Source organism: Streptomyces sp. NPDC058231 (assembly GCF_042882275.1).
In the GTDB taxonomy this organism is placed as follows: Bacteria; Actinomycetota; Actinomycetes; order Streptomycetales; family Streptomycetaceae; genus Streptomyces.
Map to the genome: position 1 here is coordinate 24,634 of NZ_JBHVWN010000051.1, position 11,847 is coordinate 36,480.

At 68.2% G+C, this 11,847-nt stretch carries 13 protein-coding genes and 2 pseudogenes; 5 read left to right on the forward strand and 10 right to left on the reverse strand.

The window, feature by feature from the left end; translation table 11 throughout:
* Positions 1–276: 276 nt before the first annotated feature.
* On the forward strand, positions 277–813 hold the full coding sequence (locus ACFVXE_RS27755; protein ID WP_389675145.1) for a hypothetical protein: 537 nt from the start codon (positions 277–279) through the stop codon (positions 811–813).
* Positions 814–1,372: 559 nt separating this feature from the next.
* Here the strand turns inward: ACFVXE_RS27755 and ACFVXE_RS27760 are convergent.
* The 4 genes from ACFVXE_RS27760 to ACFVXE_RS27775 are packed head-to-tail and all read right to left on the reverse strand — an operon-like array spanning position 1,373 to position 4,556.
* A complete protein-coding gene (locus ACFVXE_RS27760) occupies positions 1,373–1,699 on the reverse strand; it encodes a VOC family protein (RefSeq protein ID WP_389675147.1) in 327 nt (108 codons plus the stop codon).
* A gap of 36 nt (positions 1,700–1,735) precedes the next feature.
* Positions 1,736–2,824, reverse strand: coding sequence for an alkene reductase (locus ACFVXE_RS27765; protein WP_389675148.1), 1,089 nt, complete (start codon positions 2,822–2,824; stop codon positions 1,736–1,738).
* A gap of 59 nt (positions 2,825–2,883) precedes the next feature.
* Complete coding sequence (locus ACFVXE_RS27770) at positions 2,884–3,486, reverse strand: NADPH-dependent F420 reductase (protein ID WP_389675149.1); 603 nt, start codon at positions 3,484–3,486, stop codon at positions 2,884–2,886.
* A 20-nt stretch (positions 3,487–3,506) separates the two neighbouring features.
* Complete coding sequence (locus ACFVXE_RS27775; protein WP_389675150.1) at positions 3,507–4,556, reverse strand: alcohol dehydrogenase catalytic domain-containing protein; 1,050 nt, start codon at positions 4,554–4,556, stop codon at positions 3,507–3,509.
* 68 nt (positions 4,557–4,624) lie between these two features.
* Between ACFVXE_RS27775 and ACFVXE_RS27780 the strand changes: the two genes are divergently transcribed.
* Positions 4,625–5,233 (forward strand): TetR/AcrR family transcriptional regulator, encoded by a 609-nt coding sequence (locus tag ACFVXE_RS27780; RefSeq protein ID WP_389675151.1) that lies wholly within the window; start codon positions 4,625–4,627, stop codon positions 5,231–5,233.
* A 122-nt stretch (positions 5,234–5,355) separates the two neighbouring features.
* Here the strand turns inward: ACFVXE_RS27780 and ACFVXE_RS27785 are convergent, their stop codons facing one another.
* Complete coding sequence (locus ACFVXE_RS27785) at positions 5,356–5,496, reverse strand: hypothetical protein (protein WP_389675206.1); 141 nt, start codon at positions 5,494–5,496, stop codon at positions 5,356–5,358.
* A gap of 130 nt (positions 5,497–5,626) precedes the next feature.
* Positions 5,627–5,980, reverse strand: a pseudogene (locus tag ACFVXE_RS27790) (transcriptional regulator); the annotation flags it as partial.
* 49 nt (positions 5,981–6,029) lie between these two features.
* Between ACFVXE_RS27790 and ACFVXE_RS27795 the strand changes: the two are divergent.
* Both ACFVXE_RS27795 and ACFVXE_RS27800 read left to right on the forward strand, forming a co-directional pair.
* A complete protein-coding gene (locus tag ACFVXE_RS27795) occupies positions 6,030–6,776 on the forward strand; it encodes a hypothetical protein (RefSeq protein ID WP_389675153.1) in 747 nt (248 codons plus the stop codon).
* 440 nt (positions 6,777–7,216) lie between these two features.
* Positions 7,217–8,455, forward strand: a complete 1,239-nt coding sequence (locus ACFVXE_RS27800; RefSeq protein ID WP_389675202.1) for a phosphotransferase — start codon at positions 7,217–7,219, stop codon at positions 8,453–8,455.
* Positions 8,456–8,792: 337 nt separating this feature from the next.
* Here the strand turns inward: ACFVXE_RS27800 and ACFVXE_RS27805 are convergent, their stop codons facing one another.
* Complete coding sequence (locus ACFVXE_RS27805) at positions 8,793–9,122, reverse strand: hypothetical protein (RefSeq protein WP_389675154.1); 330 nt, start codon at positions 9,120–9,122, stop codon at positions 8,793–8,795.
* A gap of 18 nt (positions 9,123–9,140) precedes the next feature.
* Positions 9,141–9,410 (reverse strand): hypothetical protein, encoded by a 270-nt coding sequence (locus ACFVXE_RS27810; RefSeq protein WP_389675156.1) that lies wholly within the window; start codon positions 9,408–9,410, stop codon positions 9,141–9,143.
* Positions 9,411–9,452: 42 nt separating this feature from the next.
* Between ACFVXE_RS27810 and ACFVXE_RS27815 the strand changes: the two are divergent.
* Positions 9,453–9,788: pseudogene (locus tag ACFVXE_RS27815) on the forward strand (transposase); the annotation flags it as partial.
* A gap of 254 nt (positions 9,789–10,042) precedes the next feature.
* Here the strand turns inward: ACFVXE_RS27815 and ACFVXE_RS27820 are convergent.
* Together ACFVXE_RS27820 and ACFVXE_RS27825 are read right to left on the reverse strand one after the other, a co-directional pair.
* The gene (locus tag ACFVXE_RS27820) at positions 10,043–11,029 is read right to left on the reverse strand and encodes an aldo/keto reductase (RefSeq protein ID WP_389675157.1); all 987 of its coding nucleotides are present in this window, start codon (positions 11,027–11,029) and stop codon (positions 10,043–10,045) included.
* Positions 11,030–11,058: 29 nt separating this feature from the next.
* A complete protein-coding gene (locus ACFVXE_RS27825; RefSeq protein ID WP_389675159.1) occupies positions 11,059–11,823 on the reverse strand; it encodes an SDR family NAD(P)-dependent oxidoreductase in 765 nt (254 codons plus the stop codon).
* Positions 11,824–11,847 lie beyond the last annotated feature (24 nt).

An 11,847-nucleotide genomic window follows, 5' to 3' on the forward strand; every position in this document is an offset into this window, starting at 1 on the left:
ATCACGGAACCGTTCCCTCCGAACGCAGTGATCCGCGTCACAACAACGAGCGGCGTGCGGCGGCGGTCGTGCACACGTATATCCGAGTCGCGCAGACGGTGTACGTCCTCGCGACGACATACACCCGCTCGACGAAGACCCTCCGGCCGTTCGTTCAGATCACCGGGCTCCGACCCCGCGTTGTAATCCTCCAAACGGCGCTGGTCAGAGGGCCGATGAGAGGTCTGGGGACAGAACGTGGCTGCTCGGGTTGGACGTGCCGCTGGGGTGCTCGTGATGGCGATAGCCCTGCCGCTGGCCGGTTGCGACAATCACCACGGTGCCGGCACCGCCACCAGCACCGCCGGTGCCACCAGCACCGCCAGCACCGGCGGTGGCGGTGGTGGCGGTGGGAGCAAGGAGAACGCGGCGGCTGCGGTCGAGGCCGCCCGGGCCTATCAGCAAGCCTCGGTGGATAAGGATTGGGAGGCCGCCTGCGAAGCCCGCACCGAACGTCTGCGGCAGAGCTTGGGGGCGGACACTATCGCCGAGTGCATCGAAATCACTCGTGCACCCCGGCTCCGCGACTACCCGGACGCGCGGGTGAGCACCGGCAAGCCGGTCGAAGTCTCGGCCTTCGGTCCGCACCCGGCGGGAATCGGACTGCGGGTGACCGTGGAACTCGGCAAAGCGGCACCCGGCATGACCATGGACACCGCGCTGCGGCTCGTTCCCGGCGAACGGGGTACGTGGCTCGTCGATCAGGCAGTCAACCTCGTCGAGACCAAGAGCCCGAACTCCAAGGCCGTGCGCGCCGCACTGCGCCGCAAGTGAGAGCCCGAGTTCCCGCCTGCTGCTGCAGCGGCGAGGAGCCAGCTCGTCATGCTCGGCTGCATCGTCTGGCCTGACACGGTCTCGCCCGACTCACTGATCAGGTGGTGTCGTCTCCCGGACGCGACTGCCCAGATACGGGAGTGTTCGCTGGGGTCCTGCCCCGCGCCCTGTCAGGGCCGGGGCAAGTCGATGGACATCAGGATGGTCTTGTCCGTGCCCGGCTCGTCTCCTCGGTCAGTCCACCCTTCCCTGTCAAGTTCTGCGTGTTGAACTGCCGTTTGCCTGTGCCACTGGCCCAAGGTCCAGCTCCTCCCCTCCTGTCCACGGTCGCGCAGAGCTACTCAAGAAGCCGAAGACGTGGTCTACAGCTGGCGAAGGCGAGCGAGGATGTACAGCCGCGACGGCGTCGCCGGCGCCTGGAGCGATGGCGCTTCGCGGCGGCTTCGGGAGCACCAGCCGGAGCAACGGGTTCTTCCCATCCGTGGGTGTTGGCAGTGCTCGTGAGGTCGGCCCGATGCTGGCCTCACGAGCAGTGGAGTGGTGCTGCGGCGCTCGGGGCTCAGGCGCGGGGCTGCATGTACTCGAAGACAGAGCCGTCCGGGTGGCGGGCGACGATCCTGGTGCCGTTGGGTACTTCGTTGAGTGCTTCGAGGATCTCGGCGCCGGCCTTGCCGAGAGTGTCGAGAACGGGGGTCAGGGATTCCACGATGACGGTCGCGTTCTGCGAGACGTACTTCTCCAGCGGGCCGGAGTAGAGCAGGAAGGGTCCTACCAGTGCCAACTCCAGTTCATTGTAGGGGAATCGGCGGACTTGCGCGTCCCCGGCCAGGTCCTGGTAGAGAGGGACCGCGTCTTCGAGGCTCTCTACTTCGACGTTTGCGATCATTGCTCGCATGTTGCTGCTCACGGAGATCTTCTTTGCTCAGTTGGCGGTGAAGGCGGGGTAGTCGGTGTAGCCCTCGGTGTGACCGGCGTAGTAGGTGTCCCGGTCGCCGTCGGCCAGCGGGTGGCCCTGCGCGAAGCGCTCGACCAGGTCGGGGTTGGCGATGAAGGGGGCGCCGAAGGAGACCGCGTTGACGATCCCGTGGTCGAGGATCTCGTTGCCGAGGGCCTGGGTGAAGCCGAGGTTGGCGACGATGTTGCCCAGGTAGTGGGCGCGGTAGCGGGAGAAGAGGGCGATGCGCTCCTCGATGGTGCCGGGGGTGCCCAGGAGGTGCAGGTAGGCCAGGTTGCTGTCGTTGAGCTTCTTGAGCAGCTGGTCGTAGTCGGCGAGTGTCTCCTCGTCCGCGGTGAACGTGGTTCCGTTGGTCCAGCCCGGGGACATCTTCACGCTGATGCGGTCGCTGCCCCACACGTCACTGACGGCGTCGAGGATGTCGAGGAGGAACTGGGCCCGCTTCTCGCTGCTGCCTCCGTAGGCGTCGGTGCGCTGGTTGAGACGTGGGTTGAGGAACTGCGGGATCAAGTGGGATTGCTGGGCGTGGATTTCCACGCCGTCGAAGCCGGCGCGGCGGGCGTTCTCGGCCGCATGGCGGTAGTCGGCGATGGTGGCGGCGATCTCAGCGGCGGTGTAGGCGCGCGGGGTGACGGTGTCCTTCGGGCCGGAGGGGGTGAAGGACTTCTCGCCGGGGTTGATGGCCGAGGGTCCGGCGGGCAGGCGGCCGCCGAGGTGGTCGGGGTGGGAGGCCGTGCCGAGGTGGCCGAACTGGGAGACGATCCGCCCGCCGGCCTCGTGGACGGCTTCGGTGACCTTCGCCCAGCCGGCGGTCTGCGTGTCGGTGTAGATGCCGGGCGCGTGGATGAAGCCGATCGCGTCGGGGTTGACCCAGGTTCCCTCGGTGACGATCAGGCCGGCGGCGGCGCGCTGTGCGTAGTAGGTCGCGTGCAGGTCGGTGGGGGCCAGCTCGGCGTTCTGAGCGCGGGCGCGGGTCATGGGGGCCATGACGATTCTGTTGGGGAGCTCCAGCGCGCCGAGGCGGACGGGCTGCAGCAGGGGCTGGGTGGTGTTCATGAGCAACTTCCTTGTGCTGGGGGTGGAGGAGGAGAGCGAGGAATGGGTGAGGGCCCGGCTCAGTCCTGTTTGAGGGCGTGGAGGCCGGAGAGTGGGCCGCCGAGCTGCATGAGGCGTCCGCCCTCGCGCAAGGAGCCGAGGTCGACGGGGGCGAAGCCGAAGGCGGCGGTGAGGTCCTTGACGGTGGTCTTGGCGTCGGCGTCGTCACCGGCGAGGAACAGCACCTGGCGTCCGGCCTGGTGGCGCGGGTCGGCGGCGATGTACTGGCCGTAGAGGGTGTTGAACGCCTTGACGACGCGGGCTCCGGGCAGCAGTGAGGCGACGTGTTCGCTGCCGGTCAGCTCGCCCAGGTCGGCGATCTTCGTGTGCGGGGGCGGGGAGGTGAACTGGTTGGTGGCGTCGATGACGATGCGCCCGTCGAAGGGTGGCAGGCTGGCTACCGCGTCCGGGATCTGGGGCCAGCCGACTGCGAGCACGACGAGTTCCGCCGCGGCGGCTTCCTCCGGGGTGCAGGCGTGGGCGAGCGGTCCGAGTTCGTCGGCGAGGCCGGCCAGGGAGGCGGGGCCGCGGCTGTTGCTCAGTACGACCTGGTGGCCGTGGGCCACGGCGTGGCGGGCGATGGCCTGGGCGACGGTTCCGGCGCCGAGGGTTCCGATCTTCATGGCGGTGCCCTTCGTGGGGTTCAGGGTGCGGGGCTGGTGAGCAGGACGGTTCCGCTCTTGCCGGGGCGGCGGACATCGTCGATGGCCTTCGCGAAGTCGGCGAGGTCGTAGCTGGCGGCGACCTCGAAGAGTTCCGGGGCGGTCGCGGCCAGACGGGCGGCGAAGGCGACGTCCTCGGCCCGTTCGTCAGGCGTGCGGGCGGCCATCCACTGGAGGATGGACGTGCCCCGCACGGTCAGGGCCCGCGGGGTCAGCGCGAGCGACTCCAGCGGCGTGCTGCCGGAACCCAACTGTCCGTAGGTGATCAGCGTGCCGCCGTCGGCGAGCAGCCCGGCCAGCTCACCGGTCAGGGATCCGCCCACCGCGTCCAGTACGACCTGGGCACCCCGGCCGCCGGTCGCGTCCTGGACCTGAGTGCGCCAGTCCGCGTCGGCCGTCGAGATGGTCGGCAGTCCGGGGAAGCGCTGCCGCAAGGTCTGCGCCCCCGTGGCGCTGCGTACCAGGTTGACCAGCGGGATGCCGTGCTTGAGTGCTGCGGCGCTGACCAGCTTTCCCACCGACGAACCGGCGGCCGACTGCACCACCGGACCGGCCTGGCCGGGCTGGGCGTCCTCGACCGCCCGCAGCAAGGAGAGCAGGGTCAGCGGGTTGACCAGCATCAAAGCCGCGGTCTCGTCGCCGAGGTCCTCGGGCACCGGCACCACAAGATCGGTCGGCGCCGTGACGAGTTCGCTCCACGCGCCCGGCACCGGGAAGAACGCCACCCGCTGACCGGGCCGCAGATCCTGCACACCCTCGTCGACGGTCTCGATGACGCCCATTCCCTCCACGCCGGGAATCCGTGGCGTGGCGAACCGCTGCCGCGACCCACCCGGAAGGCCCTCCACTCCCGCCAGGTCGCCGGGGTGGATCGGCCGGGACAGCACCCGCACCTGCACCTGCCCGGCCGCGGGCGCAGCAGGGGCCGGCTGCTCGCTCAGGCGTAGTACCTGCCTGGCTTCTCCGTGCTGGTCGTAGGCGATGGCGCGCATGGCGCTCCCCTTCCACGAATTATTAATGATGGACATCATTGAAACTCCTGCTATGATGAGAGGCATCATTAAAAATGTCAAATCGAGAGCGACGCGAGAGGACGGCCATGCCGCGGATCACCAAGGAGGACAAGGCCCGCAACCGGCAGAACATCCTCGAAGCGGCGAGCCGCATGTTTCGCTCGCAGGGCATCGACGCGGTCGGCATCGCCGAGTTGATGAAGGAAGCCGGACTCACCCACGGCGGCTTCTACAACCACTTCGCCTCCAAGAACGACCTGGCCGTGGAGGTGTACGGCGCCTCCTACGCCGCCTCGCTCGGGGGCCTGGCCCGGACGATCGAGGACGGTCCGGGCCAGGCCGGCTCTCCGCTGGAGCGGGTCGTGGCCGGGTATCTGTCCACCGCGCACCGTGACGCCCCGGACGGCGGCTGTCCCTCCGCCTCCCTGGTCACCGACGCCGGACGGCACAGCGAAGCCGTGCAGAGCGCGTACGCCGAAGGCGTCGAGGGTTACCTCACCGGCTTCGCCGCCGAGTTCCTGCGCGAAGCTGAGGAGAAGGGCCACGAGCTCGACCCGGCCGAGGCCCGCCACAGGGCCATCCGCCTGCTCAGCGAAATGGTCGGCGCGCTGATGCTCGCCCGCGCCGTATGCCACGTCGAGCCCGAGCTCTCCGACGAGATCCTGCAGACCGGCCGCAGCCACGCCCTCGACTGATGCGACTCAGGGCCGCTGCGGGACGTGGAGCTGAGGCGTTCGCGATAGACGGCCCGGCCCCGACAGGCGCAGGAATGGACACGCTCCCTACAAGGCTGATCGGCCTGACCTGGTTGAGGGCTCTACTCCTCCGCGCCGTCTTCGTCGAGCTCGATCGCGTCCGGGTCACGCAGCAGACGTAGGCCCTCGCACGGCACGGAGGCGTTGAAGCCGTAGCGGCCCAGGACGAGGTTCTTGCCAACGGCTGTAACGATGTTCCCCACGGCCGAACTGGGCCCCTGAGCGCGGTTCACGGGATCCGATTGGGCCGCGGCTGCGTCGGCAGTGCTCCGATCGGGGAGCTGGCCTGCGACAGCGCACCGCGTAATTGCCGGTTCTCCACGGCCAGTTGGTTGACGGCACGCCCAGGCCGGCCGTGAGGCCGTTCGCGCCAGCGACGAAGGCCACGTTCACGTCGATGCCCACCAGGTGGGGGCGCAGGCATTCGGCGTCGGTGAGCGGGCGCGCCCAGTCGTACGCCTCCTCCGCCGGAGGGCGGTGGTGGAAACGCGGCAGGTCTGCGAGCAGCGGGTGTCCGTCGGGGGCCTCGCACGGTGCGCAGTCCACCGGGTCCCTACCCAGCGAGCCGGGATTGTGTTCGGAGTGCCACTTCCCCGTGTCATCGGGTTCAAAGGCGCGGGTCGGCGGGTGCAGGGCGGTCATCAGCTCCAGGCCTGTGACGGCGGTGGAGCCGCGCGTCGTCATCACGGCGCGTGGCGGTACTCGCTGCGCATCTCAGCAGATCAGGAGACCCGTCGTGCTGGTTGGAGCAGTGGACATCTACGCGAATCATCCGGTGGTCTTGATCGGATCCACCGATCCTCCGGAGCTGGACTGGGACAACTCGCCAGCTTGTAGCGACGGCAAGCACATCGTCGTCCAGACTCGCGGGCAGAGCGCGCTCACCCGGGTATCAATCTGGAACCGCGCCATGCCTGCCATCGGCGACGTCGTCTTTGACGGGGTGCTGAACGTGGAGGGGTCGCGGGTGTGCGTGTCCGACGTGGAGAACCTCACCCGGTGGGTCACCCAGCTGGTGAGGTCCGGCTCGCAACGTGTCGTGGTGTACGTCGACGATCCCGGCCATGCATCGCGCGTGCATGTTGGCTTCGGCCTGGGCGATCGGAGCCTTGCGTTGACCGCGGTCACGAATCACCCGCTGCCACTCGTCCGCGTCGCCCCAGACGGCCAATTGCTCCGGCCGAACGAACTTGGGCTGATCTTGGATGGTCACGACTCACCGCTTGCCCGCCTGGCAGCGGCGATCAAAGTGCTGGCATTGCCAGTCGACGACAGACCCTGGCCCAACCCGTATTACATCCGCCTGGTAACGCAGTGGTTGCGAGGGCTGGACAGCCGTGTCTCTCTCGCAGAAGCGGAAGCCCTCGGCCAAGAGATAGCCGGCCGGTTGAGACCCTACGACGCAACCGCCACGGACGGCATTCGGGATGTGGCTGCATGGATGCTCGCGACCCACGTCGTGGACAGGATCGGGCTGCGCTAGAACCAGTGGTGCTCAGACGCCGTCACTGAGCACGCAGGCAGTGTTGAGGACGCCGCGCACCACACGGTTCCGGGCTGGGCGATGCGGCATCTTCCTCCCGGAGCCAAACGGGACTTGGGCCGACTGATCACCCGCATCGATGCGGAATTCGAGCGCCGCACCTTGCCGGAACCCAACTACATCGAGTTGGTGATGTTCGGCTGGTGGTACCAGAATGCGTGAACGCTGACCGGCCTCGGGCTCGTGACCCTCCCCTGCAATCGAACGAAACCGTCACTCTCCGCGACGGCTCCCCAAGATCTGTGCCAGAACCGAGTTTGGGAGGCATGGAGATTCTTGCCAGAGCAGCATCGGGATGCTCTTGGTGAGCTTGACTTTGTCGGGAACTGTGGCGCGACGAGGGCTTCGCTGAGTGGTGTCCGCGTGACGGGCGTCCGGCCCTGTCACCGGCACCGGTGGCCACTGAAAGCGTTCTGCAGTTCCTGCTCGGTCTGTCCGACCGGCAGGCCGCCGAGGCCGTGCGCTGCCGGATCGACATCAAGTACGCATTCTCCCTGAAACCGGATGCTCCGGGCTTCCCTCGCAATGTTCTGGACCACGGTCCCGCTACTGTGCCGCTGGTGACGACGCGGCTTCCCTCTTCATCTCTTGATCTGGCACCGATCGTGGATCGCGAGGACCTCAAGGTGATCCGCCGGGAGTTCGGCCTCGGCGAGGTCCACGGCTTGGTCTTCCTGCCCAACGGAATACTCAACCGTAACTGGCGGATACAGACCGGCAACGGCGACTTCGCGCTCAAGTTGCTGCATCGCGCCGATGCCGAGGAGGTGTCACGCAGCGCGCGGGTTCTTACGGCCCTTGCCCGACTCGGGCTACCGGTGCCGACGTGGGTGCCGACCCGGAGCGGTGAACCACTGCTGCAGATCGGACCGCGCACCTATGGACTGTCGCACTGGGCAGAGGGTGCGCACCTGCCAGGCCGCCAACTGTCCCTGGAGCAGGCCGCGGAATTCGGAACGTTGGTCGCCGATCTGCAACGGGTCCTTAATGATCCTGTGTGTGTGCCGCTACCCGGCATCGGGCCGCGGCCGCAGGCCAGTCCCGGCGGAGTGGAGTCAGCGTTGGCAACCGTCGAGAGGTTGGCCGCAATCTGCCGCGCCCTACCGAACCCGACTCTCTTCGACACGCGTGCGCTGGACCTGCTGGAGCGTCGCAGGGCGCTCTTGGCCGCGCACGCCGCGCACGCTCCCACCTTCGGGCCGTGGCACGGGCCGTACGGATGGACTCACGGAGACCTGGGATGGCGGAACATCCTGCATCAACACGGACAGGTCAGCGCCGTGCTGGACTGGGACCGTCTGGCTGTGCGGCCCTTCGCGCATGAGGTCGCCCGTACCGCGGTAGTCCAGTTCGACAGCGAGGACGGCGTGCTTGACCTTGCGAGGGTGGCGGCGTTCGTGCGCGGCTATCGGGCTGCGACCCCGCTCCCGCGGATGGTGTTGGCGCAGGCGGTGGAACGCTTGTGGTGGAAGCACCTGGTCAGTTTCTGGATCTTCGAGTTTCACTACGACCAGGCCGACACCTCAGCCGATGAGGTCTTGGAGCCCGTCGAGCACCTGGCCACCTGGTGGAGCAGCCATCGCGAGGCGGTCCAAGACGCTTTCGCCAGCAGAGCGTGAGCCCTATTGATGCGTGCGGCCGTTGAGCGTGCCGCAGGGGATCTCGCCGAGGCAGCGGAGCACGACCCCAGGACCCGGTCAGCCTCGAGCCGCTTGCACGACCGCCTGCAGGAGCCGGCCGCGCGGGTGTCTCCGCGCATGGAACACGGACTGATCCACGGCGATCTGGGGCCGGACCATCTCCTGGTCAATGCTTCTGGGCACCCCGTCCTCATCGACATCAAAGGTCTGATGTTCTTCGATGTCGAGTGGGAGCATGTCTTCCTTCAGCTTCGCTTCGGCGAGCAGTACCCGGCGTTGTCACGCCCCGGACTCGATCCCGCACGGCTCGACCTCTTCATGCTCGCGCTGCGCCTCTCACTGGTGGCCGCCCCCCTATGCCTCCTCCGGCTTCCTCGCGGCACAGCTTGCACAGGCCGTCCTCGAGCGCCCGGCCCGTCAAGAAGATCAGGCACCCGCACTCGCCGCAGGAACCCCGCAGCGGGCCCTCCAGCTCACGCGGGGGCGGCAGCCAGGCCGCGCCCCCGTCGATCGCCTGCTGGAGCTCGCAATCCCGGCAGATCCCGGACGGGCCGGGCTTGCTGCCGTGCTCGGGGCACAGGCCCTGTTCCAGGCGCTGGGCACGCTGGCGGGCGGCGAACTTGTCGGCGACGACTTCCTCGCACACGGCGCAGCGCTCGCCGTTCTACCAGCGCACGCCGGACTCGCAGTCCAGGTGCCCGCAGCCCCAACGCGGCAGCGCGACCCCGAGCAGCCACCGGCCCGGGTCGCGGATCTCCGAGGCCATCACCTTGGCGAACCGGGCAGTCAGCCGGTGGTGCAGCCGCTCAGCGTCCATCCCGCCCGCCAGCTGACGGCCCACCTCCCGGGCGATCTGCCGCTCCATGAATGGGTTGTTCACCCGTGCCAGCAGCCAGTGCACCGGCTCCAGCACCGCGTAGATCTCCGGCTTCATGGCCAGCTGGGGACCGAGGCCGCGCTGGACCGGTTCGCCGAGTTCGCCACCGCGTGGGGCAAGAAGTACCCGGCGATCGTCAGGCTCTGGGAGAACGCCTGGGAGGAGTTCACCCCGTTCCTGCGGTTCGACACCGAGATCCGAAGGATCGTCTGCACGACCAACGCGATCGAGTCCCTCAACGCTCGGATCCGCCGGGCGGTAAAAGCCCGCGGTCACTTCCCCAACGAGCAGGCCGCACTGAAATGCGTCTACATGGCGATCATGTCGCTGGACCCCACCGGCAAGGGACGAGCCCGCTGGACCAGCCGCTGGAAGACCGCCCTCAACGCCTTCGACATCACCTTCGACGGCCGACTCAGCACAGCACGCCACTAACCTCAACAACCCCAGTTACACCGTTGATTGGACAGTCCCTCACATGGGGCCTGTGCCTCGCCCAACGGCGAACTGATGACAAGACAAAGGCTTCGGCGAAGTGGGTCGGGCACCCCCGACTCGTCTTCTCCGCGCGAGCGGGCGTGAGCCGCCGTCGCCGTAGCTCATGGTTCCCAGGGCGATGCGGCTGACGGTGAGGCCCGATGACCCCAGCCGGGTGTACTCCATGGTCGTTCTCCGCTCGTTCGGCGGGGTCAGCGGTCGATGGCGGCCATGTTCGCCTCGTCGTGGCGCTCGCCCGAGGCGGGGGTGAGGTTGTTCAGCCGCTCCAGCTGTGTGGCGGTGAGCTCGATGCCGTCGGCTGCGGTGTTCTCCTCGACGCGCGAGACCCGCCGGGTTCCTGGGATGGGGGCGATGTCGTCGCCGCGGGTCAGCAGCCACGCCAGCGCGGTCTGTGCAGGCGTCGCGCCGATCTCGGCGCCGATCGCCTGCACCTCGTCGACGATGCGCAGGTTGCGCTGGAAGTTCTCGCCGGTGAAGCGCGGGTTTGTCTTGCGCCAGTCGTCATCGGCGAAGTCGTCGACGGAGCGGATCTGTCCGGTCAGCAGACCGTGCCCGAGCGGCGAGTACGGGACGAAGCCGATGCCGAGCTCGCGCAGCAGCGGGAGGATCTCGTCCTCGACGTCGCGGGTCCACAGCGAGTACTCGGTCTGCAGCGCGGCGACCGGGTGCACGGCGTGTGCGCGGCGGATCGTCGCGGGGCTGGCCTCGGAGAGCCCGATGTGGCGGACCTTGCCCTCGGCGACCAGCTCGGCTAGGACGCCGGCGGTCTCTTCGACGGGCGTGTTCGGGTCGACGCGGTGCTGGTAGTACAGGTCGATGTGGTCGGTGCCGAGCCGCTTAAGGGAACCCTCGACGGCGGCCTTCACGTTGGCGGCGCTGCTGTCGACCACGCCCGGGGCCGGGCTGCCGCCGGAGTGGGAGAGCAGACCGAACTTCGTCGCCACGACGACCTGGTCGCGCCGGCCCTTGATGGCCTTGCCGACGACTTCCTCACTGTGGAAGGGGCCGTAGATCTCGGCGGTGTCGATGTGCGTGACGCCGAGGTCCAGCGCCCGGTGGATGGTGCGGATCGACTCGGTGTCGTCGAGTTTTCCGCCGGTGGTGTAAGTGCCGGCCATGGTCATGGCGCCCAGGCCGATGCGCGAGACATCCAGCCCGCCCAGCGATACGTGCTTCATCAGGTACTCCCTTGTCATTGTGGTGGTGATCAGGCTTGGTCGGTAGGCATGGCCCAGAGTTCGGCGATCGCCGCGTGCCGGGGCCGGGTCACCATGTAGGCGATCCCGTCGGCGATGTCGTCTGGCGCGAGGCGCTCGTGCTGCTCGTTGAACGGGTTGAGGATCTCCGCGTGGATGGTGTCGTTGTTGTGCGAACCCAGCTCGGTGTCGACGGCGCCCGGCTCCAGGACACCCACCCGCACGTGCCGGTCGGCCAGCTCCTGGCGCAGGGACTCGGTGAATCCGTTCACGCCGAACTTGGTGAGGTTGTAGACCCCGTAGTTCGCCCACGCCTTGCGGCCGGCGATCGAGCTGATGTTGACGATGTCGGCGACCTGCCGCGGACCGTCTTCGGCGGCCTTGAGCAGGTGCGGCATGGCGGCGTGCGTGGTGTGGAGCAGGCCCTGTACGTTGACGGCGATCATGCGCTCCCATTCCTGGGGGTCCGCTCCGACGACCGGGCCCAGCAGCATCAGCCCGGCATTGTTGACCAGGATGTCCAGCCGGCCGAACCGCTCCACCGCCTGCCCTACGGCCGCTTCGGCCTGGTCGCGGTCGGCGACGTCTGCCTCTACCGCCAGCGCGGTGCCGCCGGCCTGCGTGATCTCGGCGGCGAGCGCCTCCAGGCGGTCCTTGCGGCGGGCCACCACGACCACAGTTGCGCCCTGGTCGGCGAGCTCACGGGCGGTGGCAGCTCCGATACCACTGCTCGCTCCGGTAACGAGCGCGACGGTGCCGGTCAGTTTCGAAGCCATGGGGGTTCTCTTCCGTGGTGGGCA

Bases quoted from the DNA above. Each gene is read 5' to 3' on its own strand.
- ACFVXE_RS27755 (WP_389675145.1), top strand. From the start codon at position 277: ATGGCGATAGCCCTGCCGCTGGCCGGTTGCGACAATCACCACGGTGCC.
- ACFVXE_RS27820 (WP_389675157.1), bottom strand. From the start codon at position 11,029: ATGAAGCACGTATCGCTGGGCGGGCTGGATGTCTCGCGCATCGGCCTG.
- ACFVXE_RS27810 (WP_389675156.1), bottom strand. From the start codon at position 9,410: ATGAAGCCGGAGATCTACGCGGTGCTGGAGCCGGTGCACTGGCTGCTG.
- ACFVXE_RS27770 (WP_389675149.1), bottom strand. From the start codon at position 3,486: ATGAAGATCGGAACCCTCGGCGCCGGAACCGTCGCCCAGGCCATCGCC.
- ACFVXE_RS27765 (WP_389675148.1), bottom strand. From the start codon at position 2,824: ATGAACACCACCCAGCCCCTGCTGCAGCCCGTCCGCCTCGGCGCGCTG.
- ACFVXE_RS27760 (WP_389675147.1), bottom strand. From the start codon at position 1,699: ATGATCGCAAACGTCGAAGTAGAGAGCCTCGAAGACGCGGTCCCTCTC.
- ACFVXE_RS27825 (WP_389675159.1), bottom strand. From the start codon at position 11,823: ATGGCTTCGAAACTGACCGGCACCGTCGCGCTCGTTACCGGAGCGAGC.
- ACFVXE_RS27775 (WP_389675150.1), bottom strand. From the start codon at position 4,556: ATGATGTCCATCATTAATAATTCGTGGAAGGGGAGCGCCATGCGCGCC.
- ACFVXE_RS27780 (WP_389675151.1), top strand. From the start codon at position 4,625: ATGCCGCGGATCACCAAGGAGGACAAGGCCCGCAACCGGCAGAACATC.